26 protein-coding genes are annotated in these 26,273 nt (G+C 73.2%); 10 read left to right on the top strand and 16 right to left on the bottom strand.

Going from position 1 to position 26,273, the window contains the following annotated elements; genetic code table 11:
* Positions 1-5: 5 nt before the first annotated feature.
* Positions 6-1,310, bottom strand: coding sequence for an MFS transporter (locus tag C6361_RS19605; RefSeq protein ID WP_107271042.1), 1,305 nt, complete (start codon positions 1,308-1,310; stop codon positions 6-8).
* A gap of 71 nt (positions 1,311-1,381) precedes the next feature.
* The gene (gene pdxH, locus C6361_RS19600) at positions 1,382-2,035 is read right to left on the bottom strand and encodes a pyridoxamine 5'-phosphate oxidase (RefSeq protein WP_107262342.1); all 654 of its coding nucleotides are present in this window, start codon (positions 2,033-2,035) and stop codon (positions 1,382-1,384) included.
* A gap of 245 nt (positions 2,036-2,280) precedes the next feature.
* Here pdxH and C6361_RS19595 point away from each other — a divergent pair, with 245 nt between their 5' ends.
* The 4 genes from C6361_RS19595 (at position 2,281) to C6361_RS19580 (ending at position 7,044) form a co-directional block, all read left to right on the top strand.
* Positions 2,281-3,387 carry a citrate synthase 2 gene (locus tag C6361_RS19595; RefSeq protein WP_107262341.1) on the top strand — a complete coding sequence of 369 codons (1,107 nt, stop codon included), beginning with the start codon at positions 2,281-2,283 and terminating at the stop codon, positions 3,385-3,387.
* Between the two features lie 204 nt (positions 3,388-3,591).
* Positions 3,592-4,719 (top strand): phosphoserine transaminase, encoded by a 1,128-nt coding sequence (serC, locus tag C6361_RS19590; RefSeq protein ID WP_107262339.1) that lies wholly within the window; start codon positions 3,592-3,594, stop codon positions 4,717-4,719.
* Positions 4,720-4,908: 189 nt separating this feature from the next.
* Positions 4,909-5,985: a septation protein SepH gene (gene sepH, locus C6361_RS19585; protein WP_107268600.1), complete on the top strand. Its 1,077-nt coding sequence runs from the start codon at positions 4,909-4,911 to the stop codon at positions 5,983-5,985.
* A gap of 72 nt (positions 5,986-6,057) precedes the next feature.
* Positions 6,058-7,044 (top strand): aldo/keto reductase, encoded by a 987-nt coding sequence (locus tag C6361_RS19580; RefSeq protein WP_107268599.1) that lies wholly within the window; start codon positions 6,058-6,060, stop codon positions 7,042-7,044.
* 20 nt (positions 7,045-7,064) lie between these two features.
* On the opposite strand, the gene C6361_RS19575 is transcribed toward C6361_RS19580, so the two are convergent.
* The 6 genes from C6361_RS19575 to C6361_RS19550 form a co-directional block, all read right to left on the bottom strand.
* Complete coding sequence (locus C6361_RS19575; protein ID WP_107268598.1) at positions 7,065-7,793, bottom strand: 2'-5' RNA ligase family protein; 729 nt, start codon at positions 7,791-7,793, stop codon at positions 7,065-7,067.
* A 39-nt stretch (positions 7,794-7,832) separates the two neighbouring features.
* On the bottom strand, positions 7,833-8,342 hold the full coding sequence (locus C6361_RS19570; protein ID WP_107262332.1) for a hypothetical protein: 510 nt from the start codon (positions 8,340-8,342) through the stop codon (positions 7,833-7,835).
* Between the two features lie 60 nt (positions 8,343-8,402).
* Entirely contained in the window at positions 8,403-9,293 is an 891-nt protein-coding gene (locus C6361_RS37665) for a maleylpyruvate isomerase N-terminal domain-containing protein (protein WP_199853023.1), read from the bottom strand.
* A 148-nt stretch (positions 9,294-9,441) separates the two neighbouring features.
* Positions 9,442-10,728 (bottom strand): MFS transporter, encoded by a 1,287-nt coding sequence (locus C6361_RS19560; protein ID WP_107268597.1) that lies wholly within the window; start codon positions 10,726-10,728, stop codon positions 9,442-9,444.
* A gap of 104 nt (positions 10,729-10,832) precedes the next feature.
* Positions 10,833-11,282 (bottom strand): MarR family winged helix-turn-helix transcriptional regulator, encoded by a 450-nt coding sequence (locus tag C6361_RS19555; RefSeq protein WP_199853022.1) that lies wholly within the window; start codon positions 11,280-11,282, stop codon positions 10,833-10,835.
* 86 nt (positions 11,283-11,368) lie between these two features.
* Positions 11,369-12,838 (bottom strand): NCS2 family permease, encoded by a 1,470-nt coding sequence (locus C6361_RS19550; protein WP_107262329.1) that lies wholly within the window; start codon positions 12,836-12,838, stop codon positions 11,369-11,371.
* A gap of 129 nt (positions 12,839-12,967) precedes the next feature.
* Here C6361_RS19550 and C6361_RS19545 point away from each other — a divergent pair, with 129 nt between their 5' ends.
* Positions 12,968-13,207 carry a DUF2530 domain-containing protein gene (locus tag C6361_RS19545; RefSeq protein ID WP_107268596.1) on the top strand — a complete coding sequence of 80 codons (240 nt, stop codon included), beginning with the start codon at positions 12,968-12,970 and terminating at the stop codon, positions 13,205-13,207.
* 6 nt (positions 13,208-13,213) lie between these two features.
* Here the strand turns inward: C6361_RS19545 and C6361_RS19540 are convergent, their stop codons facing one another.
* Entirely contained in the window at positions 13,214-14,035 is an 822-nt protein-coding gene (locus tag C6361_RS19540) for a DUF3027 domain-containing protein (RefSeq protein ID WP_107262325.1), read from the bottom strand.
* Between the two features lie 118 nt (positions 14,036-14,153).
* Here C6361_RS19540 and C6361_RS19535 point away from each other — a divergent pair, with 118 nt between their 5' ends.
* Entirely contained in the window at positions 14,154-15,803 is a 1,650-nt protein-coding gene (locus C6361_RS19535) for an MFS transporter (RefSeq protein WP_107271041.1), read from the top strand.
* On the top strand, positions 15,803-16,447 hold the full coding sequence (locus C6361_RS19530; protein WP_107268595.1) for a futalosine hydrolase: 645 nt from the start codon (positions 15,803-15,805) through the stop codon (positions 16,445-16,447). The genes C6361_RS19535 and C6361_RS19530 overlap by 1 nt, the downstream gene beginning before the upstream one ends.
* A 51-nt stretch (positions 16,448-16,498) precedes the next feature.
* Here the strand turns inward: C6361_RS19530 and C6361_RS19525 are convergent, their stop codons facing one another.
* Entirely contained in the window at positions 16,499-17,308 is an 810-nt protein-coding gene (locus C6361_RS19525) for a GNAT family N-acetyltransferase (protein WP_234358896.1), read from the bottom strand.
* Between the two features lie 129 nt (positions 17,309-17,437).
* The gene (locus tag C6361_RS19520) at positions 17,438-17,710 is read right to left on the bottom strand and encodes a hypothetical protein (protein WP_107268593.1); all 273 of its coding nucleotides are present in this window, start codon (positions 17,708-17,710) and stop codon (positions 17,438-17,440) included.
* Positions 17,711-17,968: 258 nt separating this feature from the next.
* Here C6361_RS19520 and C6361_RS19515 point away from each other — a divergent pair, with 258 nt between their 5' ends.
* On the top strand, positions 17,969-18,838 hold the full coding sequence (locus tag C6361_RS19515) for a 1,4-dihydroxy-6-naphthoate synthase (protein ID WP_107262319.1): 870 nt from the start codon (positions 17,969-17,971) through the stop codon (positions 18,836-18,838).
* Here the strand turns inward: C6361_RS19515 and C6361_RS19510 are convergent.
* Both C6361_RS19510 and C6361_RS19505 read right to left on the bottom strand, forming a co-directional pair.
* The gene (locus C6361_RS19510) at positions 18,799-19,185 is read right to left on the bottom strand and encodes a cold-shock protein (RefSeq protein ID WP_101368382.1); all 387 of its coding nucleotides are present in this window, start codon (positions 19,183-19,185) and stop codon (positions 18,799-18,801) included. The genes C6361_RS19515 and C6361_RS19510 overlap by 40 nt on opposite strands.
* Before the next feature lie 36 nt (positions 19,186-19,221).
* The gene (locus C6361_RS19505) at positions 19,222-19,839 is read right to left on the bottom strand and encodes an HAD family hydrolase (protein WP_107262317.1); all 618 of its coding nucleotides are present in this window, start codon (positions 19,837-19,839) and stop codon (positions 19,222-19,224) included.
* 95 nt (positions 19,840-19,934) lie between these two features.
* Here C6361_RS19505 and C6361_RS19500 point away from each other — a divergent pair, with 95 nt between their 5' ends.
* Positions 19,935-22,391 carry a helicase-associated domain-containing protein gene (locus C6361_RS19500; RefSeq protein ID WP_107268592.1) on the top strand — a complete coding sequence of 819 codons (2,457 nt, stop codon included), beginning with the start codon at positions 19,935-19,937 and terminating at the stop codon, positions 22,389-22,391.
* 7 nt (positions 22,392-22,398) lie between these two features.
* On the opposite strand, the gene C6361_RS19495 is transcribed toward C6361_RS19500, so the two are convergent.
* Together C6361_RS19495 and C6361_RS19490 are read right to left on the bottom strand one after the other, a co-directional pair.
* A complete protein-coding gene (locus tag C6361_RS19495; protein ID WP_107262313.1) occupies positions 22,399-22,653 on the bottom strand; it encodes a hypothetical protein in 255 nt (84 codons plus the stop codon).
* A 91-nt stretch (positions 22,654-22,744) separates the two neighbouring features.
* A complete protein-coding gene (locus C6361_RS19490; RefSeq protein ID WP_107262311.1) occupies positions 22,745-23,632 on the bottom strand; it encodes a L,D-transpeptidase family protein in 888 nt (295 codons plus the stop codon).
* 149 nt (positions 23,633-23,781) lie between these two features.
* On the opposite strand from C6361_RS19490, the gene C6361_RS19485 reads away from it, so the two are divergent.
* Positions 23,782-25,461, top strand: coding sequence for a DNA repair helicase XPB (locus C6361_RS19485; protein WP_107271040.1), 1,680 nt, complete (start codon positions 23,782-23,784; stop codon positions 25,459-25,461).
* Between the two features lie 163 nt (positions 25,462-25,624).
* Here C6361_RS19485 and C6361_RS19480 read toward each other — a convergent pair whose 3' ends face one another.
* Complete coding sequence (locus tag C6361_RS19480) at positions 25,625-26,233, bottom strand: hypothetical protein (protein ID WP_199853616.1); 609 nt, start codon at positions 26,231-26,233, stop codon at positions 25,625-25,627.
* Positions 26,234-26,273 lie beyond the last annotated feature (40 nt).

Genomic DNA, 26,273 nt, shown 5'->3' with positions numbered 1-26,273 from the left:
AGCCGTTACCCGGCGGCGGCGCCCGGCTGGCCGGCCGCCGCGCCCGGCCGCGGATCCCCGGCACCGGCCCCGGCGTCCTCGTCGTCGGGCTGCGGCGCCCGGTAGCGCGCCAGCGCCGGGAAGAGGAGCCCCAGCAGCAGCGCGAGTACGGCCGCGGCGATCCCGCCGCCCACCCAGGCGACGCCGACCCCGAAGGCGGCGGCGGTGCTCCCGGCGCGCAGGTCGCCCAGTCGGGGACCGCCCGCCACCACCGTGATGTTCACGCCCTGCAACCGGCCGCGCAGCCGGTCCGGGGCGTAGACCTGCAACATCGACTGCCGGAAGACCGCGCTGACCAGGTCGGCCGCCCCGGCCACCGCGAGCAGCAGGACCGCCAGCCAGAGCTGCCGGGCCAGCCCGGCGGCGGCGATCGCCAGCCCCCAGCCGACCACGGCGCAGACCAGGGCCAGCCCTTGCCGGCGGACCCGGCTGATCCAGCCCGAGGTGAGCCCGCCGAGTACCGAGCCGATCGCGATCGCGCTGAACAGCCAGCCGACCGCCGAACCGCCGCCGAAGCGCTCCTGCGCCACCTCGGGGAAGAGAGCCCGGGGCATCGCCAGCACCATCGCGATGATGTCGACGGCGAAGGAGAGCAGCAGCACCGGGGTGGTGGCCAGATAGCGGAAGCCGTCCACCACGCTGGCCAGGCCGGCCCGCCGGGGCGAGCCGCCGTCGTCCAGCGGCGGCATCGACGGCAGCCGGTAGGTGGCCCAGAGCGAGACGGTGAAGAGCAGCGCGTCCACCCCGTACGCCACCGGGAGCACCACCTCGACCGGCCCGGCCGAGAAGACCAGGCCGGCGGCGAGCGGACCGAGTACGCCACCGGCGGTGGAGGTGGTGTAGCCGAGCGTGTTCGCCGACGGCACCAGCGCGGTGGGTAGCAGCCGGGCGATGATCGCCTGCCGGGCCGGCGAGCTGACCGCGAAGGCGGTGGTCTGCACCGCGACCAGCCCCAGCAGCAGGACCGGGCTGCCGACCCGGAACAGCGCCTGGAGCAGCAGCCCACCGGTGGAGAGCCACATCAGCACCGAACTGGCCAGCAGCAGCTTGCGGCGGTCCACCGCGTCCGCGACCGCACCGCCCCAGAGGCCGAAGATCAGCAGCGGGACGAACCCGGCGATACCCAGCAGGCCGACCCAGAACGACTCCCTGGTCAGCGCGAACATCTCCACCGGTACGGCGACGGCGGTGAGCTGGAAACCGAACATCGAGACGCCGTTGCCGATCCAGAGCCGCCGGTACGCCGGCACCCGCAGCGGACGTACGTCCATCGCCCACCGGGAGAACCGGCCGGCGGACCGGGAACTGCCGGCGGCGGCCGGCTCGGCGGAGTCAGCGGCGGTCAAGGCGCCAGCCGCTCAATGATCCAGTCGTCCGCACCGGACCGACGGTAGCGCAGCCGATCGTGCAGCCGGCTCGCCCGTCCCTGCCAGAACTCCACCGTCGACGGGACCACCCGCAGACCGCCCCAGTGCGGCGGCGGTGGCACCGGTACGCCGTCGGGAAACCGCTGCGCGACGGCCCGGAAGCGGTCGTCCAGCGCGGCCCGGTCGGCGAGCACCTCCGACTGCGGGCTCGCCCACGCCCCGAGCTGCGACCCGCGCGGCCGGCCGGCGAAGTACGCCTCGGTCTCGGCCCGGTCGACCGGACCGATCGTGCCGCAGATCACCACCTGCCGCTGGATGGGAAACCACGGCAGCAGCAGGCTGGCGTACGGGTTGAGCCGCGCCTCGGTGCCCTTGCGCGACCCGTAGTTGGTGTAGAAGACCAGCCCGCGCTCGTCGTACCCCTTCAGCAGCACGGTACGGCTGCTCGGCCGGCCCTGCGCGTCGGCCGTGGCCACCACCATCGCGTTCGGCTCCGGCAGCCCGGCCGCGACCGCGTCGATGAACCAGCGGTGGAACTGCGTCCACCAGTCGGGCGCCAGGTCGTCCTCGGCGAGCCCGTCGACAGACCCGTACTCCCGGCGCAGTCCGGCCGGCGGTGTGTCCCGCATCACGTCACATCCTCGTCCGTCGATTGGCAGTGGGGCACCCGCGCCGACCCGGTCGGGCCGCCGGGCGCACCGGTACGAGCCCGTCGTTGCCGCCCCGTGTCGCGCGTAGCACAACCCTGACCTCTCGCAAAGTTAGTTACCCAGCAGGCAAGATGGCACGAATACATCGCTGAGTACGCCACGGGTTCACGCCGGGCACCGCCGGGTGGGCCCCGAATGCACGGACGACCGATCCAGGAGCGCGCATGTCCGACTTCAAACCGGGGCTGGAAGGCGTGATCGCCTTCGAGACCGCCATCGCCGAGCCTGACAAGGAAGGAGGGGCGCTGCGCTATCGCGGGGTCGACATCGAGGACCTGATCGGCCAGGTCTCCTTCGGCAACGTCTGGGCGCTGCTCGTGGACGGCCGCTTCGGTCCCGGTCTGCCCCCGGCCGAACCGTTCCCGGTGCCGGTGCACTCCGGCGACATCCGGGTCGACGTGCAGTCCGCGGTGGCGATGCTGGCGCCGTACTGGGGACTTTCCCAGTTCCTCGACATCTCCGACGAGCAGGCCCGGGAGGATCTGGCCCGGGTCTCGGTGACCGCGCTCTCCTTCGTCGCCCAGTCGGCGCGCGGGCTCGGCCTGCCGGCCGTGCCGCAGAAGGAGATCGACAAGGCGCAGACCATCGTCGAGCGGTTCATGAAGCGCTGGCGGGGCGAGCCCGACCCCCGGCACGTCAAGGCCGTCGACGCCTACTTCATCTCCGCCGCCGAGCACGGTCTGAACGCCTCCACCTTCACCGCCCGGATCGTCGCCTCCACCGGTGCCGACGCCGCCGCCTGCATCTCGTCGGGGATCGGCGCGCTCTCCGGCCCGCTGCACGGCGGCGCACCCTCCCGGGTACTGCACATGATCGAGGCGGTGGAGCGCAGCGGCGACGCCGAGGGGTACGTCAAGGGCGTACTCGACCGGGGTGAGCGGCTGATGGGCTTCGGGCACCGGATCTACCGGGCCGAGGACCCGCGCGCCCGGGTGCTCCGGCGGACCGCCAAGGAGCTGGGCGCGCCACGCTTCGAGATCGCCGAGGCGCTGGAGAAGGCCGCCCTGGAGGAGCTGCACAACCGCAAGCCGGACCGGGTACTCGCCACCAACGTCGAGTTCTGGTCGGCCGTGGTGCTCGACTTCGCCGAGGTACCGGCGCACATGTTCACCTCCATGTTCACCTGTGCCCGGATGGGCGGTTGGAGCGCGCACATCCTGGAGCAGAAGAAGCTGAAGCGGCTGGTCCGGCCGGCCGCCCGGTACACCGGTCCCGGGCCGCGCAAGCCCACCGAGGTGGAGGGCTGGGACGCCGTCCCGCACAACGCCTGAGGTGTGAAAAGGGGCCCCCGCTCGGCACTGTCGCGGGGGCCCCCTTCCCTGACCCGGCGGATTGTGGGGCAGAACTCAGCCGACGCCGTGGGATCGTCCCCCGGGGCGCGAGGTGCGGGTGCGAGGATGGGATGGCGGCAGCGTCGCCGGATCAACCGCTCGGCTCCCGGGCCCGCTCGGCCCACCGGAAGGATCTTCGTAACCGTGGCTGACGTATCGACCATTCGGATTCCCGACGAGATCAGACCCGCTGACGGCCGGTTCGGCTGCGGCCCCTCCAAGGTGCGTCCGGCGGCGGTCTCCGCGCTGGCCGACGTCGCCACGACGTACCTCGGCACCTCGCACCGGCAGAAGACCGTACGCGACCAGGTCGCCCGGCTGCGTCGCGGCATCGCCGAGTTCTTCTCCCTGCCCGAGGGTTACGAGGTGGTGCTCGGCAACGGCGGCACCACCGCCTTCTGGGAGGTGGCCACCTTCGGACTGGTCCGCGACCGGGCGCAGTTCGCCAGCTTCGGCGAGTTCGGCGCCAAGTTCGCCAAGTCGGTCGCCGACGCGCCGTTCCTCGGCGAGCCCACCGTGCGCAAGTCCGAGCCGGGCAGCGCGCCGTCGCTGGTCGCCGAGGCCGGCGTCGACGTCTACGCCACCCCGCACAACGAGACCTCGACCGGTGTCGCGGTGCCGATCCGCCGGGTGGCCGGCGCCGACGACGACGCGCTGCTGCTGGTCGACGCGACCTCCGGCGCGGGCGGCCTGGAGGTGGACGTCCGGGAGACCGACGTCTACTACTTCGCCCCGCAGAAGTGCTTCGGCTCCGACGGCGGGATCTTCCTCGCCCTGATGTCGCCGGCCGCGCTGGCCCGGGCCACCGAGATCAAGTCCTCGGGGCGGTACATTCCGGCCTTCCTCGACCTGGTCACCGCGATCGACAACTCGCGGCTGGAGCAGACGTACAACACCCCGGCGCTGGCCACGATCTTCCTGGCCGCCGAGCAGACCGACTGGATGAACGCGCAGGGCGGGCTGGCCTGGGCTGCCAAGCGCACCGCCGAGAGCGCCGCGATCGTGTACGGCTGGGCCGAGCGGTCCGCCGTGGCGACACCCTTCGTGACCGACCCGGCACTGCGCTCCAATGTGGTGGCCACGGTCGACTTCGCCGACGGTGTCGACGCGACCGCGATCGCCAAGGCGCTGCGGGCGAACGGGATCGTCGACACCGAGCCGTACCGCAAGCTGGGCCGCAACCAGCTCCGGATCGCGCTCTTCCCGGCCGTCGAGCCCAGCGACGTGGAGGCGCTGACCGCCTGCGTCGACTACGTGGTCGACCGGCTCTGAGTCGAATCGTCCCTCGGGTCGGGCCGGTCGGCCGGACCGCCCGACCCGAGTGATCGATTTCTCCAGCTCACCCGCGACATGCGGGCGCGCCTCTCCCCAACGGGTGACGGACCGGCGTACCGTGTGACGAGGACGCCCGGGTGGCTGACCTGTGGCGTGGGGCCAGCGAGGCGGGACGGAGGCAACGCGATGCGGCCAGTACGCTTCGTCGCCCTCTCCGAGGACGGCCAGGCCATGGTGCTCACCGACGAGGTGGGCCGCCTTCTCGCGCTGCCGATCGACGAACGGGTCGCGACCGTCCTGCACAACGAGCCCGGCAGCGCACCACTGACCGCGGTCGGTCCCGGCACCGAGCCGGCACCCTCGCTGTCGCCGCGGGACATCCAGGCCCGGATCCGTTCCGGCGAGTCCGCCGAGGACGTGGCCCGGATCGCCGGGGTGCCGGTCGACCGGGTGCTGCGCTACGCCGGCCCGGTGCTCCAGGAGCGGGCGATGCTCGCCCAGCACGCCCGGCGGACCCGGCTGAAGAACGCGGAAAACCAGGCACCGCTCGCCGAGATCGTCGACGGTCGGCTCTCCCAGCACGGCATCGACACCGAGAAGATCTCCTGGGACGCCTACCGGCGCGACGACGGCACCTGGCGGATCATCGCGACCTGGCCCTCCGGCAAGGCCACCGCCCAGGCGATCTGGGATCTCGACAAGGCCCGCCAAGCGGTGACGCCGCACGACGACATGGCGCAATACCTCTGCGCCGAGCGTCCCGCGCCGCTGCTCGGCCAGGAGCCCGCGCCGGAACGCGGCGGCCACGCGCTGCCCGGCCCGTCCCGGGTGGAGCCGAGCCGTGGCGGGCACGGCCTGCCGGCGGCGGCCGGCGACCACGCCCGGCCCGGCCGGGACCCGATCCGGGCCGGCCGGGACGCGCTGCTCGCCGGGCTCGACCGGCCGCTCGGCTCGACCGCCGGTCGCGGCCTCGACCCGGCCGCCTCGATGGCCTCGCCGGACGCGCCCCGGCAGCGCCCGGTCGCCGGTGGTGCCGCCGCGCTGCTCGGCGGTGGCGCCGGCTCCGCCTTCGACGACGACGCCGACGCGCCGAAGGAAGTCCCGGCGGTGCCGTCGCTGGCGGTGCTCCGGCCGCGTCGCGCCGCCACCGGGCCGGGCGGCTCCGGCGAGTCCGGTGACGCCACCGGCAAGCCGCGCAAGCGCCTGCCGAGCTGGGACGACGTCCTCTTCGGCAGCGGTCCCGCCGCCCGCGAGACCTCCTGACCCCCTCGCACCTCCGCCGATCCGCCCGCCTCATGATCGACGTCGGGCGGATCGGCGTGGCAGGGTGAGACAATGGAATACACCAATCTCGGCCGGACCGGCCTGTCGGTGAGCAGGCTCTGCCTGGGCACCATGAACTTCGGGCCGGAGACCAGCGAGCCGGACAGCTTCGCCATCATGGACCGCGCGCTGGAACACGGGATCAACTTCTTCGACACCGCGAACGTCTACGGCCGGAAGATCGGCGAGGGCGTCACCGAGAACATCCTCGGACGCTGGTTCGCCCAGGGCGGCGACCGGCGCGAGAAGGTCGTACTGGCGACCAAGGTGTACGGCCGGATGGGCGACTGGCCCAACGAGCAGGGCCTCTCCGCCCGGCACATCGTACGGGCCTGCGACGAGTCGCTGCGCCGGATGCGGACGGACTGGATCGACCTCTACCAGATGCACCACGTCTCCCGGAGCACGCCGTGGGAGGAGATCTGGCAGGCGATGGAGACCCTGGTCGCCCAGGGCAAGGTGCTCTACGTCGGATCGTCCAACTTCGCCGGCTGGCACCTGACCCGGGCGCAGGAGTCCGCGAACCGGCGACACTTCCTCGGGCTCGTCTCCGAGCAGTGCGTCTACAACCTGATGAACCGCTTCGTCGAGTTGGAGGTGCTGCCCGCCGCCGAGGAGTACGGCCTCGGCGTCATCCCGTGGTCGCCGTTGCAGGGCGGGCTGCTCGGCGGCGCGCTCCGCAAGCTGGCCGAGGGCGGGGCGGCGCGGACCACCAGCGAGCACGCCGGCAAGCTGCTCGCCGAGCGTCGGCCGGCGATCGAGGCGTACGAGAAGTTCTGCGCCGAACTCGGGCACGACCCGGCGGACGTCGCGCTCGGCTGGCTGCTGACCCGGCCCGCGGTGACCGCCCCGATCATCGGCCCCCGCACCCTGGCCCAGCTCGACGCGTCGCTCGGCGCGCTGACTGTCGAGTTCACCGACGACACCCTGGCCCGGCTCGACGAACTCTTCCCACCGCTCGGCAAGGGCGGCCCCGGCCCGGAGGCGTGGGCCTGGTAGTCACGCCCCGGCCGGCGCCGCTACAGCGGCCAGGTCGCCAGCCGGTCGTACGTCGGCCGGGGGCCGAGGTGGCTGCGTACCAGCACCAGCTCGGTCGCCGGCCAGGACGGCCCGAGATATCCGTCGAGGGTACGCAGGTCCTCGTCGAGGCTCTCCCGGTCCAGCCGGTCACCGGGGCGGGCCAGCGTGAGGTGTGGCCGCAGCGGCCGGTGGTCGGATGGCAACCGGGAGCGGCGCAGCTCCCGCCGGACCGTCGCGGCCAGTTGGCGCAGGGCGTCCACCTCGCCGAGCAGCCCCACCCAGAGCACCGTGAACCGTCCCCGCCCGAACCGTCCACCGCCACCGAGCTGGAGCCGGGGCGCCCGCCGCGCCTGCGGCTCCCCGGCCGGCCCGACCGATCTCGACCCGGACGCTCCCGGCCCGGACGGTCCCGGATCGAGCGGTCCCGGATCGAGCGGTCCCGGATCGAGCGGTCCCGGATCGAGCGGTCCCGGATCGGGTGCGCGTCGGCGCCGGATTGACGGGTGCCGCCACGACTCGACGGCCCGGGAGAGCGCCTCTTGCACCGCGGGCAGCCGGTCGTCCGGTACCTCGCCGAGGAAGGCGACGGTGACGTGCAGGGTCGACCGGGCGGTCAGCCGTACGTTCGTCCCGGTGTCGGCCGCCGCGCCGATCCGGAGCCGACGTGTCTGCGCGACGATGTCGTCCAGCGCCTCCGGCGGCGGATAGACGGCGACGAAGAGCCGCATCTCAGCGCCGCTCTGGACGATGCGGTGCCGGCGGGCGGCTCAACTGCCGCCCTGACGGGGGCCGGCGTGCGGGGAGGGCAGGATCAGGCCGGCGGCCTGCAACTCGCCCTCGACGCGTACCCGCTCGATCTCCAGGTCGATGCCGTCGAGATCGCCGAGGTGCTCGGCCACGCCCAGGCAGCGGCTGGCCAGGCGCAGCCGGTCGTCGTACGCCTCCAGCACCGCGTCCTGCCAGAGCCGGGACCGTCCGGCGATGTGCAGCCGCTGGTCGCCGAGCCGGCGCAGGTCGGCGGCGATCCGTTCGATCGCCGGATGGTCCACCCGGTCCAACTCGGTGAGGTCGACCTCGGAGCTGGGGGCGTCCACTTCGAACGCCCGGTCGAGTCGCTCGATCGCCCGCCGCGACCGGCGGCTGTCCCGCTGGCCGGTGAGCCAGCGGGCGAACCCTTCGATCAGCTCGTCGGCGCAGATCAGTGCGGCGATGGCGACCGGCAGGCAGGCGATGGCAAGAAGGGCCAGCGGCAGCGCGAAAGCATGCACGACGGCCACGTTCTCCGACGCTAACCGGCGGCAACCCGGCCCGCCACCCGTTTTGCAATCAACGAACATTCATCGGGTCGCCGGGGCGAGCGCCAGGCGCAGCCGGTCGACGGCCGCCCGGTCGCCGGTCCAGCCGACGGCGTCGGCGGCCGAGCGCCGCCAGAGCCAGAGCAGCAACCGCTCCGGACTGGCGCTGATGGTCGCCGCCGGCCCGGCCTCCGACGGCGGATCGGCGGCCGGCCCGGACGTCGCTGCCTCGCCGGTCGCCGACGCCCCACCGCCGGCCGCACCGGCACCGGCCGACCCCCGCTCGGATGCCGCGTCCGGCCGGTCGGTGCCCGGTGGCGCCGCCGTGGCGCGGGCGACCGCGGCCCGGTCGGCGGCGACCGTCGCACCCTCCGGACCGAGCCGGATCTGCCAGCTCGCCGGCCCGGCGGTGGCCAGGAGCCGGATCGCGGAATCGGGGAGTACGTCGATGAAGCGCTCGGGCCACCGCCGGCTGCCGTAGCCCAGGAAGATCCGCAGCACCTCGTCGATGCCGTCGACGGCGAGGTCGGCGGGGATCTCCGTCACGGCCCCGGCGACCGCCAGCTCCGCGTCCACCCGGTGCACGACCGTCTCCTGTGCCATCCGTCGGAGCCAGAAGCCGACGGTCTGGTCCGGGTCGTACCAGGTGGGGGCGAGCGCGCCCGGATCCCGGCTGTCGAACTCGGCGCGCAGCGCGAGACATGCCCGGTCGAGCAGCGCCAACGGCTCCTCTCCGGAGAGGTCCGGCGGCCACGACGACGGGATCCGTCCGGTCCGCATGCACTCCACCTTGTGCAGGTAGACCGTGGCGACGTGCCGGACCAGGTCGGCGACGGTCCAGTCCGGACAGCTCGGCACGGCGGCGGCCAGATCGGCGGAGGCGACCTGGCGCAGCCGGGCCTGGTCGGCGGCCAGGCACTCCAGAAGTCGCACGCGCAGCATGAAACCAGCTAACCAGAGGGGTCCGACGCCCGCAGGGCGCCGCGCCATCGACCGGCGACGCTCAATGGCACGGCGTCCGGGTGGCCGCTCGACGGCACGGCGTCCGGGTGGCCGCTCGACGGCACGGCGTCCGGGTGACTCACGTGTCGGCCGGGTGCACCACGTAGAAGCGGGGCAGCGGGAGGATGCGCAGCCGCAGCCGGGTACCGGTGCGGTGCAGTTGCCAGATCAGCGCCGTACCGGCGGTGGCCAGCGAGATCAGCCCGCCGATCCAGATGCTCGCACCGGCGCCGTAGCGCTCGGCGATCCAGCCGATGATCGGCGCGCCGACCGGGTTGGTGCCGAGGAAGACCAGCACCCAGAGCGACATGACCCGACCCCGGAACGCCGCGTCCACGCCGAGCTGGACCCGCTGGTTGGACGCCTGGGCGAAGAAGACCATGAAGAACCCGGTCAGCGGCAGCAACGCCACCACCAGCCAGTACGTCGGGGCGAGCCCGACCAGGGTGCCGCAGGCGCCGGTCGCCACCGCGGCGCCCAGCACGGTCCAGACCGACGGTCGGCTGCGCCGGCCGCTGCCGGCCAGCGCCCCGGCGAGCGCGCCCACCGCGAGCGCGGTGGTGAAGAGGCCGAACGAGGCGGCACCGGTGTTGAAGGTGGTCTTCGCCAGCGCCGAGAGGGTGAGCTGGAAGTTGAACAGGGCCAGTCCCATCACCGACATCAGCACCATCGGCAGGACCAGGTCGGAGCGGCGGGCGACGTACCGGAGTCCGTCGATCACCCGGGCGGAACCCCGCTCGGCGAGCGGGGGCAGCTCCTCGCGGTGCAGCTCGGTCGCGCGCATCAGCACCACGCAGACCACCGGGGCGATCGAGCTGAGCGCGCTGACCAGGAAGACCGGGCCGACGTCGAAGAGGGCGATCGCCACCCCGGCCACCGCCGGGCCGATGATCCGGGCCGAGTTGAAGGTGGCCGCGGAGAGTGCCAGCGCGTTGGGCAGCAGCGGGGTACCGACGAGTTCGGAGACGAAGGACTGGCGTACCGGGGTCTCGACCGCGTTCGCCACCCCGAGCAGGCCGGCGAAGACGAAGACGTGCCACAGCTGCACCACACCGGTGATGACCAGCACGCTCATGCCGAGCGCCAGGAGGCTCCAGGTGCAGTTGGCGATGAACAGGAGTACCCGCTTGTCGTACCGGTCGGCGAGGCGGCCGGAGAGCAGGGTCAGCAGGAGTACCGGGGTGAACTGGAGTGCGATCACCACGCCGAGTGCCGAGGCCGAGTTGTCCGAGAGATCCAGGACGAGCCAGTCCTGTGTGGTGAACATCATCCACACGCCGATCAGCTTGATGAACTGACCGGTGGCGAAGAGCCGGTAGTTGCGAACCGTAAGGGACTGGAAGGTGGTGCTCAGCTTTGCCCGCACTCGGGGTGCGCCTCCTCGGGTCGTACGCGTCATCCCGACCTCCGGCCTCGGCATTGCGGCCGGAAGGTCCTAACGGACGAAGCGGACCCGGTCTTCTGCGGCGGTCAGTCGCGCGCCACCTTCTGCAGGATCTCCGCGGCGCGCTGGAGCGCGTCGCGTTCCTCCGGGGTCAGCTCGGCGAGCCGGACGGCCAGCCAGCGGTTGCGGGCCCGGTCGAACTGGGCGAGCATCGCGCGGCCGGTGTCGGTGGTCGAGAGGATGACCTGCCGACCGTCGGTCGGATGGGGGGTGCGCTGCACGAGGCCGCGCTCCTCCAACCTGGCGACGATCTTGGTCATCGTCGGCGGCTGGACCCGTTCGGTGTCGGCCAGCTCGCGGGGGGTCAGCGCGCCGGCCAGCTCCAGGCTGGTCAACGCGGAGAGCTGGGTCCCCGTGAGGTCGCCGACCGGCCGGGTCTGCCGTACCCGTCGGTTGAGTCGGGTGATCGCGTCGCGCAACAACGTCGCGAGCTGCGCCGGTGGCATGTGCTTCGCCATCACCGTCCACTCCGTCACGGTCGTTAGCCTAACTAATAAGCTTGGCTAACGACCACCGATTATGACCACTGTCACCGGGAACCGGCGCCGTGCCGTTCCACAGGCTAGAACAGCACAGCCTCGATCGGACCGCGCAGGAAGTAGACCACGAAGAGCCCGGCCACCCCGTAGAGCAGCGGGTGCACCTCCCGGGCCTTGCCCCGGGCCACCTTGACCAGCACGAAGCTGATCACCCCGGCCCCGATGCCGTTCGAGATCGAGTAGGTGAACGGCATCAGCACGATGGTCAGGAACGCCGGGATGGCGATCTCGTAGTCGTTCCAGTCGATCGTCCGCACCGCGGTCATCATCAGGAAGCCGACGATCACCAGCGCCACCGAGGCGGCCTCGAAGGGCACCACCACGACCAGCGGGGCCAGGAACATCGCCAGCAGGAACAACCCGCCGGTGACCAGGTTGGCCGCCCCGGTCCGGGCACCCTCCGCGACCCCGGCGGCACTCTCGATGTACGACGTGTTGCTCGACGTACTCGCCGCCCCGCCGGCCGCCGCGGCGATCGAGTCCACCAGCAGGATCTCCCGGGTACGCGGCGGCATCTTCTGCTCGTCGAGCAGCCCGCCCTCCTGGCCGACCGCCACCATCGTGCCCATGGTGTCGAAGAAGTCCGTGATCAGCAGCGTGAAGACGAACATCAGCGCGACCAGTACACCGGCCCGCTGCCAGGAGCCGAGCAGGTCGAAGTGACCGAGCAGGTGCAGGTCGGGGGTGTCCACCACCCGCTCCGGCAACGCCGGCACGTTGAGCGACCAGCCGGCCGGGTTCGGCTTCCCGTCCACCATCGACGGGCCGACCTTGGCGATCGCCTCCACCACGATCGCCAGTACGGTCGAGGCGAGGATGCCGATCAGGATCGCGCCCCGCACCCGGCGTACCACCAGCACCAGCGTGACCAGCAGCCCGAGTACGAAGACCAGGGCCGGCCAGGTGACCAGCTTGCCGCCGATGCCCAGCCCGACCGGCACGGTGGTGTTGGCGGCGTCCGGGATCCGCCGGACGAACCCGGCGTCGACCAGCCCGATGATCGTCAGGAACAGCCCGATGCCGACCCCGATCGCGGTCTTGAGCTGGGTCGGCACCGCCCGGAAGACGGCGGTACGCAGCCCGGTCAGGACCAGCACGGCGATGATCACACCCTCGATCACCACCAGGCCCATCGCGTCGGCCCAGGTCATCTGCGGGGCGATCTCGAACGCCACCAGCGCGTTGACGCCGAGCCCGGCGGCCAGCGCCAGCGGGAACCGGCCGACCACACCCATCAGGATCGTCATCACCCCGGCCACCAGGGCGGTCGCCGCGGCCAGCGCCGGGATGGCCAGCCGGGCGCCGTCGCCGTCGACCGCGTTGCCCAGGATCAGCGGGTTGAGCACCACGATGTAGGCCATCGTGAAGAACGTGGCGAGCCCGCCACGCACCTCCCGGCCCACCGTCGAGCCGCGCGCCGTGATCTCGAAGTACCGGTCGAAGGCGTTACCGGCGCCGGATCGGCCGTCCGGCTTCGTCGGGGCGTTGTCCATCAGGTCCTCGCAGGGGGTGTACGAGTGTGCTCAGGTCATCGTTGATCGAGGCATCGTCCCAGATCACCGGTTACCAACAAAGACCTTCCCGGTTACCATCCCCCACCCGCAGGCCCGTACGCTGGAGCGATGTCGGAGGAGGAGCCGCGGATCGAGCCGCTCGACCCGCCGATGGTCCCGTTCGCCGTCGCCGGGATCGTGGTCTGGGCGGTCGTCGGGCTGGTGCTGCTGGTCTTCTTCCGGGACTGGCTCGCCGACACCGGCCGTGAGCACTGGCTCTGGACCTGCCTGGCCGGTTTCCTCGCCGGCTTCGCCGGGCTGGCCGTGATGCTCCGGCACGACGCCAACCGCCGCCGCGCCCGCCGGTGAACCCCCTCAGCCGTGCCCGTACGGCTCCGGAGGCTCGGCGGCCTCGACCGAGCCGGGTGCCCGGCTGACCGCGATCGCCTCGACCTCGCTGTCGTCGTAGATCGTCGGCAGCTCGTCGACCGGCGTCTCCGGCGACTCGACAAGCGTCTCGGAGTGCGCCCCGCAGCCGTGGTCGGCGCTGACCGCCCGGCCGTCGTCGGGGGCGAAGAAGTTTCCGCAGACCCCGAAGGACTGGCGCAGCGCGCCGGCCAGCGGAAGATAGAAGCCACAGGTGCCACAGCGGGCCGCCCGAGGCGCGGCGACCGCGATCGGCGCGCTCGGTCCGTGATCACCGTCGTACCAGCGCTGGGCGGTCTCCATCCGGCCCTCCCGGGACATCACCCGGGGCCGCCCGAGGCCCAGCTCCCAGGACGTCTCCTCCACCGCCGGATCGTCGGAGAGCAGATAGCCGGGGACCAGCCGCTCGTCGTCCGGCGGGGTGGGGAGCAGGTCGCCGACGCCGAGGTCACCCGGCTGGAGCCGCTCCTGCCAGGGCAGCCAGCTCGGCGCGAGCAGCGCGTCCGGGCCGGGCAGCAGGAACGTCTCGCAGATGGTGACGTGCCGGCTGCGCGGCACCCGGGTCACCGTCACCGCCCACTGCCAGCCCTGGTAGCCGGCCATCCGACACTCGAAGAGATGCGTCACGAGCCGGTCGCCCTCGGCGATCGCCCCCTGGTGGTCGCCGACGTCGGCCGGGTCGACCTCGGTGATGCCCTCCCGCGCCACGTCGACGGCGCTGGCACAGACCTGGTCGAGACGGGCGGCTCTGGCCGTGGTGCTCCTGGTCACTCACCCATTCTTGCCTATCCTTGACAGCGGGTCGGCGGCACTCCCCGGCACTTTTCTCCGCAGAGATATCTCGGCACAGATCCGACGGTCGTCGACCGGATGGGCGAGGATGATGCTCATGCCGCTGTTCACCCGCTCTGGGCGGTCCGTCCCCGGGCGTGTCGTGGGTACGGGGATCCGCGCCGTCCGGCTGCTCTTCCGGGGTTCGCTCGGCAGCGCCCGCTGGACAGGGCGCCGGGTCGCCCGGGTACGCGCGAAGGGCGCCGGCGGCGAGACCGGGATGGTCCGCCTCTTCGACCTGCACGCCGCCTCGTGTGCCGGCGACACGCTGATCACGATCGGCCTGGCCGGGACGATCTTCTTCAACGCCCCGCTCGGCGAGGCGCGGAGCAAGGTCGCGCTCTACCTGTTGATCACCATGGTGCCGTTCGCGCTGCTCGCGCCGGTGGTCGGGCCGCTGCTCGACCACTTCCGGCACGGGCGCCGCTACGCCCTGGCCGCCACCATGCTGGGGCGGGCCTTCCTGGCCTGGCTGATCTCGGACTACATCCACGGCTTCGGCCTCTACCCGGCCGCCTTCGGCGTACTGGCGCTCTCCCGGGCGTACGGGGTGGCCCGGTCGGCGGCGGTGCCCCGACTGCTGCCGGCCGGGATCGGACTCTCCCAGGCCGGCGCCCGGGCCAGCGTGTACGGCTCGATCGCCGGTGGCGTGGTCGTACCGATCGGACTGGCCGCGTTCTGGTTCGGCCCGCAGTGGCCGCTCCGGGTCGCCTCGGTGATCTTCCTGGTCGGCATGGTGATCGCGTTGCGCCTGCCACCCCGGGCCGATTCCGACCCACCCGAGACGGTGCCGAGGGCCTTCCAGGCGCTCCGACCCGGCCGGAACGGGCGGGAACGGGCGCTCAGCCGCAGCGGTCCGGGCGGCCGGCTGGTGATCAGTGCCCTGGTCGGGAGCGCCGCCCTGCGCGGCATCTACGGCTTCCTGCTGCTCTTCCTCGCCTTCGCGATCAAGGCGGGCGACCTGGAGACCGAACTCTTCGGCCGCCAGTACGGCGCCGAGGTGGCGCTCGGGGTGGTCGGGGGTGGTCTCGGCGTCGGGACGTTCCTGGCCACCGCCCTCGGTACCCGGTTGCGGATCCACCGTCCGGTCGCGCTCCAGGCCGCCGGCCTGGTGGTGGTGACCGGGGTCGGGGTGCTGGCGACGCTCCGGTTCTCCCTGCTGCTGGTCGCCCTGCTCTGCCTGGTCACCGCCGTGACCAGCGGCATCGCCAAACTGGCCGTCGACGCCTCCATCCAGGAACGGGTCCCCGAGCGGCTCCGGGCGACCGGGTTCGCGCACTCCGAGACGGTGCTGATGCTGGCCTTCGTGGCCGGCGGCGGGCTCGGTCTCGTACCGCTGGACGGCCGGATCGGGGTCGGCCTGCTCACCGGGCTCGCCGCCGTCGGTACGGTCTGGGCGTTCACCGTCGCCACCCGGCTGCGCGGCGAGCGGCTCTCCGGGCGGGCGATGGCCGAGGCCGACGCGGCACCGCCGGACGACCAGCGCCCCACCGACGACCCGGCACCCACCTCTCCGGTGCCCACCTCCCCGGCGCCCGTGCTCAACCGGCGCGGTGACGACGGCGAGCCGGCCGGCGGCGTGGCTCCGCAGGACGACGAGGAGACCGAACTCGCGCCGCCCGGCTACCACATCTACCGTCCCTCCTCCGCCGTGCCCGGCACCGGGCCCGGCGACGAGGGCACGCGTCGGGAGAGCCGGGGGAAGTAGTGCACGACGGCATACTCGTGGTCACGGCCGTCGCGGCCGAGGCCGAGGCGGTACGAGCCGGCCTGGTCGGCGACGCGGTCACCGTCGCACCGGTCGGGGTGGGTCCGGCGGCGGCCGCCGCCGGCACCGCCCGGCTGATCGCGCTCGCCGAGGCGGCCGGACGGCCGTACCGGGGAGTCGTCAGCGCCGGCATCGGCGGCGGCTTCCCCGGCCGGGCCCCGGTCGGCGGGGTGGTGATCGCGACCCGCAGCGTCGCGGCCGATCTCGGTGCCGAGTCGCCGGACGGTTTCCTCACCCTCGACGAGCTGGGTTTCGGCACCACCACCCTGCCCGCCGACCCGGCGCTGCTGGACGTGCTCCGGGCCGGGCTGCCGCAGGCGATCACCGGCGCGGTCCTCACCCTCGGCACCGTGACCGGCACGGCCGCGACCACCGCCGCCCTGCTGGCCCGGCACCCGGACGCGGTGGCCGAGGCGATGGAGGGGTACGGGGTGGCCAGCGCCGCCGTCGCCGCCGGGCTCCCCTTCGCCGAACTGCGTACGATCTCCAACCCGATCGGGCCCCGGGACCGCTCCGCGTGGCGGATCGGTGACGCCTTCGCGGCCCTGACCGCCGCCTTCGGCACGGTCGGCCCGAAGCTCTGACCCGGCCCCGGCCCCCGCCCCGGCGCCGACGCCGGCCCGAGCCGCGCCTCGTCAGTCGGGGCGATGCAGGGTCAGCCGTACCGGCCGGCTCGGCTCGGGCCGGAACCCGCAACGGACCAGGAACTCCACCCCGTCGAACTCGGTGATGGCCTGGGCGACCCGGATGCCGGCCCGATCCATCTCGACGAGCAGCTCGGCGAAGAGTCGACGCCCGATGCCCAGCCCTCGGCACTCCGCCACCACCACTATCCCGTCGAGTACCACCTCCCGGTCCGGTTCGGCGGGAGACCAGAGCTCGGTCGGATGCCGGCCGCGCAGGTGTGCCCGCAGCTCACCGACCAGCTCGCCGTCGGGCAGCTCGGCCACCCACTGCCAGCCGTCGGGCGGCAGAGCCTCTGTCACGGCCCGCACCCGCACCCGGCGGCGCACGTCCTCCCGCCAGCGTCGCCGGTCGCGGCGCACCCGACAGAGGTCGAAGGTCGCCTCAGGCACCCTGAGCGGCCACCGCTCCGGCGGCAGCGTGTACCAGTGCGCCCACCAGGCTCCCGGCCAGTCCTTCGGCCCGTAGACGTCCCGCACGTCCAGGTGGGCGGGATAGCGTCGGCCACCCTCGTCGCGTCGATCCTCGTGCGGATGCGGCGGCAACCCGTCCAGCCCGAACGTGCCGCCGGTGGCCAGCACCAGTCGCTCGACCGTGCGGAACTTCGGGTCACGGGACCGCCCGGCCTCGATCCGGGCGATGGTGCTCTTCGGCACGCCCGCACGGACCGCCAGCTCGCGCTGGCTGAGATCGGCCTGCCGGCGGAGCTTCCGGAGCAGTCCGCCCAGGTCGACCGGCTCGCCCTCCCCTGTCATGGGCATCGATCATCCCGGCTCCCGTCGGGACCGCCAAGCCCCGCACCGTCAGCCTGTGGATAACAGCACCAGCCTGTGGATAGAGGCCTTGGGCAGGGGTTGACGGTGTCAGGGCGGGACCAGGCACATGTCGTTTCAGAGACTGTCGAGCTGCCCCGTCTGTGCGACCGCATCCGCGACCGCGCAGCGCAGTCCGCCGCCGCCGCGCAGGCCGCCGCCGCGCAACCAGCGCCGCGCAGCCGCCGCCGCCCAGCCACCGCCGCGCAGGCCGCCGCCGCGCAACCAGCGCCGCGCAGCTACCGCCGCGCAGCCGCCGCCGCGCAGCCGCCGCCACGCGACCACCGCCGCGCAGTCCGCGACCGCACCGGCCGCCGCCACCCGACCGCCGCCACCGACGCAGAAAGCCATTGCCCCACCCACGCACCCAGCTCGACAGTCTCCGCGTCGACCACCCTCTGGCGCGGAGGCGCCACCAGGACGCAGGCGCCACCAGGACGCAGGCGCCACCGGGACGCAGGCGCCACCAGGACGCAGGCGCCACCAGAGCGGAGGCGCCACCAGAGCGGAGGCGCCACCAGAGCGGAGGCGCCACCAGGGGGAGGTGACCCAGGCAACCGGGCGATGGGTGCCGGGCACGGTGGAGGCGGTCGGGACTAGCGTGAACCCGTGGCGCTCTCCCTGGCGATCTCGCCCTGCCCCAACGACACCTTCGTGTTTCACGCCCTGGTGCACGGGCTGGTGCCCGGCGCCCCGCCGGTCGAGGTGACCTACGCCGACGTGGACGTCACCAACACCGCCGCCGAACGCGGGGCGTACGACCTGGTGAAGGTGAGCTACGCGGCGCTGCCCTGGCTGCTCGACGACTACCACCTGCTGCCCTGCGGCGGTGCGCTGGGCCGGGGCTGCGGACCGCTGGTGCTGACCCGGGGCGACGGACCGGCCGGCAGCGCGGCCAGCGGCGACGGGACCGACCGCGCCGACCTGACCGGGGCGACCGTGGCGGTACCCGGCGACCGGACCACGGCGTACCTGCTGTTCCGGCTCTGGTCGGCGCGGCGGCCACCGGCGCGGATCGAGGTCGTCCCGTTCCACGAGATCATGCCGGGCGTGGCGGCCGGCCGGTACGACGCCGGACTCGTCATCCACGAGGCCCGGTTCACGTACCCCCGGCACGGGTTGACCGCCCTGGTCGACCTCGGGCAGTGGTGGGAGGCCGACACCGGGCTGCCGATCCCGCTCGGCGCGATCCTGGCCCGCAGGGGTGCCGTCGACCCGGCCGAGGCGACCGGCTGGATCCGCGACTCGGTACGCCGGGCCTGGGCCGACCCGGCCGGCACCGAGGAGTACGTGCTCGCGCACGCCCAGGAGATGGAGCGCGACGTGGTCGACCGGCACATCGCGCTCTACGTCAACGAGTTCACCGCCGAGCTGGGCGCCGAGGGTCAGGCTGCCGTCGACGCCCTGCTCGGCCGGGCGGCTGCCGCCGGGCTGACCCCTCAGATCTCCAGTTCGCGGGCGACCGCGTGGACGAGCTGAGCCACCGTCTGCGCCGTCTTGCGGTCGGGGAACCGGCCGCGACGCAGGTCCGGCTGGACCTTCGCCTCCAGCACCTTGATCATGTCTTCGACCAGGCCGTGCAGCTCCTCCGCCGGCCGGCGGCGAAGCTCCGCCATGGACGGTGGCGCGTCCAGCAGCTTCACCCCGAGCGCCTGCGCGCCCCGGCGGCTGTCCACGACGCCGAACTCGACCCGCTGGCCGCCCTTCAGGTCGGTGACACCAGCCGGCAGCGCGCCCTTCGGCAGGAACACGTCGCCACCCTCGTCACTGGTGACGAACCCGTATCCCTTGGCCGCGTCGTACCACTTCACTCGACCCGTCGGCACCTGAAAACCTCGACTCCCTGATCAGATTGCTGTCCTTCACAAGGCTAGCCGCATCAGCCGCCGAAGCGCCTGCGGGAATCCGGTAAGGTCCGCGACCACCAGATCGGCGCCGGCCGCCCGCAGCTCGTCGGCGTCGTGCGAGCCGGTGGTCACCCCGAGTCCCGGGATGCCGGCGGTCCGCGCCGCGACCATGTCGGCGACGTGGTCACCGACGTAGAGTTCCGCGCCGTGCGCGGTCAGCGCGGTCGCCTTCTCCGCCGCGAAGAGTTCGCCGACCAGCTCGTCGACCGCCATGCCGAGGTGTTCCAGGTGCATCCGGGCCAGCGGGCCGTACTTGCCGGTGACCACCACCACCCGCAGACCCGCCGCCCGCGTCTCGGCCAGCGCCTCGACCGCGCCGGGCAGCGGCGGGGACATCGTGATCGCGTACTCCGAATAGAGCGAACGGTAGGTCTCGACGGCCTCGTCCAGGCGCTCCGGCGGAAACCAGTTCGCCATCTCGGTCCGGAGCAGCGGGCCGAGCCGGGAGACCGCGGCGTCGGCGTCGACGTACACCCCGGTCGCGGCGGTGAGCGCCCGATAGGCGGCGGCGATCCCGGGCCGGGTGTCGATCAGGGTCAGGTCGAGGTCGAACCCGACGGCGGGGGTGGTCACTCCGCCATGATCGCATGATCGGCCGGAACGACCGGCGGTCCCGCTCGGCGACCGACGCGCACGACCGGCGCCTGGCCGGCTAGCGTGGAAAGACGATGACCACACTCGCCGACCACCTGCGGGCGCTGCCCGACGAGGCGCTGGCCGCCCTGTTCCGGCTGCGTCCGGACCTCGTCGTGCCGGTACCGACCGATCTGTCCGCCCTGGCGGTCCGCGCCCAGTCCCGGGTCTCGGTGGCCCGGGCCCTGGACGGGCTCGACGAGTTCACCCTGCGGATCCTGGACGCGGCCCGGCTCACCCGTGACGCGGATCATGGCGAGACGTCGACGGAGCAGATCCTCACCCTGGCCGCCGGGGCCGGCCGCCGGCCGGACCGGGCCGCCGTCCGGTCGGCCGTCGACCGGCTCCGGGCGCTCTTCCTGCTGTACGGGCCGGAGGAGTCTCTGCTGGTCGTGCCGGGCGTGGACGAGGTCTGCTCGCCGTACCCGGCGGGGCTGGGCCGGCCGGCGGCGGAGCTGGACCCGGAGACGGCGGCGCTGGTCGCGGACCCGGCCCGGCTGCGTCGGACCCTGCTGGCCGCCCCGCCACCGGCCCGGGCGATCCTGGACCGGCTCGCCGCCGGTCCCCCGGTCGGCACGCTGCCGGCCGCCGCGGCGTCCGGCGCCGCCTCCCCGGTCTCCTGGCTGGTCGAGAACCGCCTGCTGGTGCCGGTCACCGAGCCCAGCACGCTGGCCGGCAAGCCGACCGCCGTCGAACTCCCCCGGGAGATCGGCCTGCTGCTGCGCCGCGACACCGGCCCGCTCGGCCCGCTCCGCCCGACCCCGCCGGCGGTGGCCGGCACGGCCCGGGAACCGAAGGCCGCCGACTCCGCCGGGGCCGGCCAGGCGATGGAGGCGGTACGGCACACCGAGGCGCTGCTCGACCAGCTCGCCGCCGAGCCCGCCCCGGTACTCCGCTCCGGCGGGCTCGGGGTACGCGACCTGCGCCGGCTGGCCCGGGCCACCGGGCTGGACGAGCCGACCGCCGCGCTGCTGCTCGAGGTGGCGTACGCGGCGGGGCTGCTCGGCGAACTGGACCTGCCCGGCGCCGTCACCGCCCGCAACGGCGCGGACCAGCAGATGCTGCCGTCCGCCGGTTACGAGGGCTGGCGGGACGCCTCGCTGGCGCACCGCTGGGAACACCTGGCCCGGGCCTGGCTCAGCATGACCCGACAGGTGGGGCTCGTCGGCCAGCGCGACGACCGGGACCGCCCGATCACGGTGCTCTCGGCCGAGGCGGAACGGGCCGGGGTGCCGGCGGTACGTCGGGCCGTCCTCGACGTACTCGGTGATCTCGAACCGGGGGCCGCGCCGAGCGTCGACGAGGTGGTGGACCTGCTCGCCTGGCGCTCGCCCCGGCGCAGCCTGGGCCGGGAGGCCGGGCAGCGGGAGGTACTCGCCGAGGCGGCACTGCTCGGCGTCACCGGGCTCGGCGCGCTCACCACGTACGGCCGGTTGCTGCTGGCGCAGTGGACCGCCGGGGAGACCCGGCCCGGCGAGCCCGGCGACGACCCGCTCGGCGTACGGCCGGACGCGGGCGGGGCGGCCGGGGGCGGCTCCGCCGCGGTCCGGGCCCTGGACGCGCTGCTGCCGGCACCGGTGGACCATTTCCTGGTGCAGGCCGACCTGACCGTGGTGGTGCCGGGGCCGCCGGAGCCGACCGTCGCCGCCGAACTCGCCACGGTGGCCGAGCAGGAGTCGGCCGGCGGAGCCAGCGTGCACCGGGTGACCGGGGCCAGCGTGCGGCGGGCGCTGGACGCCGGGTACGCGGCCGACGACCTGCACGCGCTCTTCAAACGCCGGTCCCGCACGCCCGTGCCGCAGGGGCTGACGTACCTGATCGACGACGTGGCCCGCAAGCACGGCGGGCTGCGGGTCGGCTCCGCCGGGGCGTACCTGCGCAGCGACGACGAGGCGCTGCTGACCGAGGTACTCGCCGACCGCCGGCTCGCCCCGATGTCGCTGCGCCGGCTGGCGCCGACCGTGCTCACCACCCCGCACCTGGTGGGGCGGCTGCTCGCCGCGCTGCGCGAGGCCGGGTACGCCCCGGTCTCCGAGGACGCGTCCGGGGCGACGGTGCTGACCCGGCCGAAGGTACGCCGGGCACCGGCCCGGGGTTCGGTCGCGAGCCGGGTCGCCGATCCGCTGGCCACGCCGAGGCTGACCACGCCCCGGCTGCTCGGCATCGTGGAGCAGATCCGCCGGGGTGACGCCGCCGCCCGGGCGGCCCGCCGGGCGCCGAGTACGGTCCGGGGCGCCGGACGGCCGGGCGGGGCCGGTCCGGGGATGCCGACCGCGCACGCGCACACCCAGGCGCTGGCAGTACTCCAGCAGGCGGTCCGGGACAAGGCGCTGGTCTGGGTCGGCTACGTCGACGCGCACGGCGCGACCGCGTCCCGGCTGGTCCGGCCGGTCTCGATCGGCGCCGGCTATCTGCGGGCCGAGGACGAGCGCACCGAGATGCTGCACACCTTCGCGCTGCACCGGATCACGGCGGCGGTACTCGACGAGTGAGGGCGGCTCAGTCCCGGGGGTGCTGCCGGAGCGAGCCGACCACGGAGACGATGAGCAGCAGGGTGAAGGCGGCGCCGAGCCCCTCGCCGAGCGAGTCGACGAAGCCCTGCTGCTGCACCAGCCAGCCGAAGAGGACCCAACAGGCCAGCAGCACCGCCACGGTCGCGTACGCCGCGACGGTGGCCCGGGAGACGGGCGCCGGGACGGGCCCGGGGGCGGTCGGGGGGTCTGTCTCGGACCTCACCTCGCCGTCGACCGTCATCTGCGAACCTCCCGCCACGGGCGTCTGCTCGACAAGAGTCCAGACTCGCACCTGGAGGGCCGATATGACAGGTTCACCGACCGAAGTCGCGTCAGGTCCCCGGCCGGCGGCCCATCACGTGCACCCGGGTCCCCACCTTGCCGAGTTGCCACATCCGTCGCGCGTCGACCGGCAGCAGGTTGACGCAGCCGTGTGAGCCGATCGCCTTGTTGTGCAGATAGGTGGTCGTCTCGTGGAAGCCGATCCCGCCGACGAAGCGCTGCCAGTACGGCAGCCACACCTCGTACGGGTCGGACCACTCCCTGGTGTTGCGGAAGTTGACGCGGTAGGTGCCGGCCGGCGTGGCGTACCCCGACATGCCGGTGCGGGTGACGGTGGGCGCCATCACCACCTTGCCGCCGCGGATCGCCCAGACGGTCTGCTGGGTCAGGTCGACGCAGAAGGTCGTCCCGCTGCCGGCCTTGCACCTGCCGGTGTCGGTCCGGGCCAGTCGGCGGGCCACGTCGGCGGTGGTCGGCCCGGCTCGGCCCTCGGCCGGGCGGATGTCGTAGCGGCGCTGGAACTTCTTGATGGCGGCGCAGTCGGCGGCCGACTGCCGGCCGTCGACGGTGACGGTGCCGAATCCGCCCAGCCGGGCCAGGTAGCCCTCGACCTCGCGCTGCCGCTCCCCCTGCGGGCAGCCGGCCGGCGGCTTCGGCGAACCGGTCCGGGCCGGTTTCTTCGCCGGCTTCTTCACCGGCGGTGCCTTCGTCGTCGGCGCGGGCCGGCGCGGGGTGGTACGCGGGCTGGGGGTGGCTGCTGCTCCCTGATCCGGCGCGGGCGGCGCGCTCGCCCCCGTTGCGTTCTCCGCGCCGACCGGCGTGAGCCCCCCGGCGGCTCCCGACTGGTCCGACTGCGGATCAAACGCGCACGCACCGGCGCCGAACAGGGCGACCGCCACTAGAGTGATCAGACCGGTGCCGAGACGCGTCAGTACCATCTGCCCTCCCCAGAAGCCGTCGACAGCTAGACGCATGGGAGTACCGCTTCGGTTGCGCCAGGTGAAGAATTTTTCCGGTTCGTTATCCATCGTGCAAGACTGGAGGGTCGGCGCGTGAGACGCCCGACCTGGGACGGGAGGGCGTGAGCGTGAGCGGCGGACCACTGATCGTGCAGTCGGACAAGACCCTGCTGCTGGAGGTCGACCATCCCGACGCGCTCGCCTGTCGGATGGCGATCGCGCCCTTCGCCGAGCTGGAGCGCTCGCCGGAGCACGTGCACACCTACCGGCTGACCCCGCTGGGCCTCTGGAACGCCCGGGCGGCCGGGCACGACGCCGAGGGTGTGGTCGACGCGCTGCTGCGGTTCTCCCGCTATCCGGTGCCGCACGCGCTGCTGGTCGACGTCGCCGAGACCATGGACCGGTACGGCCGGCTGCAACTGGCCGCGCACCCGACGCACGGCCTGGTGCTGCGGGCGGTGGACCGGATGGTCCTGATCGAGGTCGCCAAGAGCAAGAAGCTCGCCGGCATGCTCGGCGCGAAGGTCGACGACGACACCATGGTCGTGCACCCGTCCGAGCGGGGCCGGCTCAAGCAGGCGCTGCTCAAGCTCGGCTGGCCGGCCGAGGACCTGGCCGGCTACGTCGACGGCGAGGCGCACCCGATCGAGCTGGCCACCGGCGGTACGGACGGCAAGCCGGCCTGGGAGCTGCGGTCGTACCAGCGGGAGGCGGTGCAGACCTTCTGGGCCGGCGGGTCGGGTGTGGTGGTGCTGCCCTGTGGTGCCGGCAAGACCCTGGTCGGGGCCGCCGCGATGGCCGAGGCGAAGGCGACCACGCTGATCCTGGTCACCAACACCGTCGCCGGCCGGCAGTGGAAGCGTGAGCTGGTCGCCCGTACCTCGCTGACCGAGGAGGAGATCGGGGAATACTCCGGCGAGCGCAAGGAGATCCGCCCGGTCACCATCGCGACGTACCAGGTGCTGACCGCGCGGCGCGGCGGCGCCTTCACCCACCTGGACCTCTTCGGCGCCCGGGACTGGGGCCTGGTGATCTACGACGAGGTGCACCTGCTGCCGGCGCCGATCTTCCGGTTCACCGCCGACCTCCAGGCCCGCCGCCGGCTCGGCCTGACCGCCACCCTGGTCCGGGAGGACGGCCGGGAGGGCGACGTCTTCTCGTTGATCGGCCCGAAGCGGTACGACGCGCCGTGGAAGGACATCGAGGCGCAGGGCTGGATCGCCCCGGCGGACTGCACCGAGGTACGCGTCACGCTGACCGACGCCGAGCGGATGGCGTACGCGGTCGCCGAGCCGGAGGAGCGCTACCGGGTGGCGGCGACCGCCCGCACCAAGCTGCCGGTGGTGAAGGCCCTGGTCGACCGGCACTCCTCCGACCAGGTGTTGGTGATCGGCGGCTACATCGACCAGCTCCACGAGTTGGGCGAGACGCTGGGCGCGCCGATCGTGCAGGGTTCGACCACCAACAGGGAACGGGAGCGGCTCTTCGACGCGTTCCGGGCCGGCGAGATCTCCACCCTGGTCATCTCCAAGGTCGGCAACTTCTCCATCGACCTGCCCGAGGCGGCGGTGGCGATCCAGGTCTCCGGCACCTTCGGGTCGCGCCAGGAGGAGGCGCAGCGGCTCGGCCGGGTGCTCCGGCCGAAGGCGGACCGCCGGCAGGCGCACTTCTACACGGTGGTCTCCCGGGACACCATCGACACGGAATACGCGGCACACCGGCAGCGCTTCCTCGCCGAGCAGGGGTACGCGTACACGATCGTCGACGCCGACGACGTGCTCGGCCCGCCGCTGCCCAGTGTGGAGTGAGTCGCCCGGTTGGATGACGATGAACGGGTGAATCTGCCGTCCAGTCAGCTCCCGCGTGCTTCCGGTGGTTTCGCGGCGTTGGCGGTGGGACTCGTTCGTCCGCGACCCGGACGGCAAGGTGGTCAACGTCGTCGGCCACCGCTGACCGGCAAGGGCCAACAGCCTATCGGCCCTGTCGCCAGCGCGTGGCCGGGCGGCGGACCAGCCACAGGACGCTTGCGCCGCTTTCGCGGTCCGGGCCTTGCCGGGTCACGTGACGGCTCCGTCGTGCTTGGTGCTGGGCGTGCTTCTCCTGCTGTGTTGGAAAGAATGCAGCAGGTGCTCGGCAGTGTCGCGGTCGCCGGTGATGGTCAGGTCGCCTGACCGTTCGGCGTCGGGCGACTGTGCGTTCGGCGAACACGAGTGACTGCAGCGTTGTGGTGGTCGTGGTGGTGGTTGTGTCGGCGTCGTCGACCTCGGCGCGTTTGGCCAGGAGCTGTCTGTTCTTGATCGTCAGCCGGAAGTGGTCGTCGTCGAGGCGCAGATGGACGACCGCGTCGTGGGGGGTGGCGTCGTTGACGGTGAACCTGTCCGTCAAGGCGAGGATCAGCGCGTCGATGCCGAGATCCGGGCTGGTGGTGTCGCTGAGAGGGGCATGCTCGCCCCATCGGCGCAACGCCATCAGCACGGGCTTCAGTTCACGACCGCGGTCGGTCAGTTCGTAGGCCGAGGTGCTGCTTGGTACGAACCTGGTGGTGCTGGGGTAGAGGCGCGATGGCACAGGTGAGATCACACGACGGCACGATGATCGCTTATGACCGCGGCGGAGGAGG

The sequence above is a fragment of the Plantactinospora sp. BC1 genome (assembly GCF_003030345.1).
GTDB lineage: Bacteria > Actinomycetota > Actinomycetes > Mycobacteriales > Micromonosporaceae > Plantactinospora.
The sequence above is the reverse complement of the archived record's forward strand: the minus strand, read 5'-3'. Positions and strand labels throughout refer to the sequence as shown.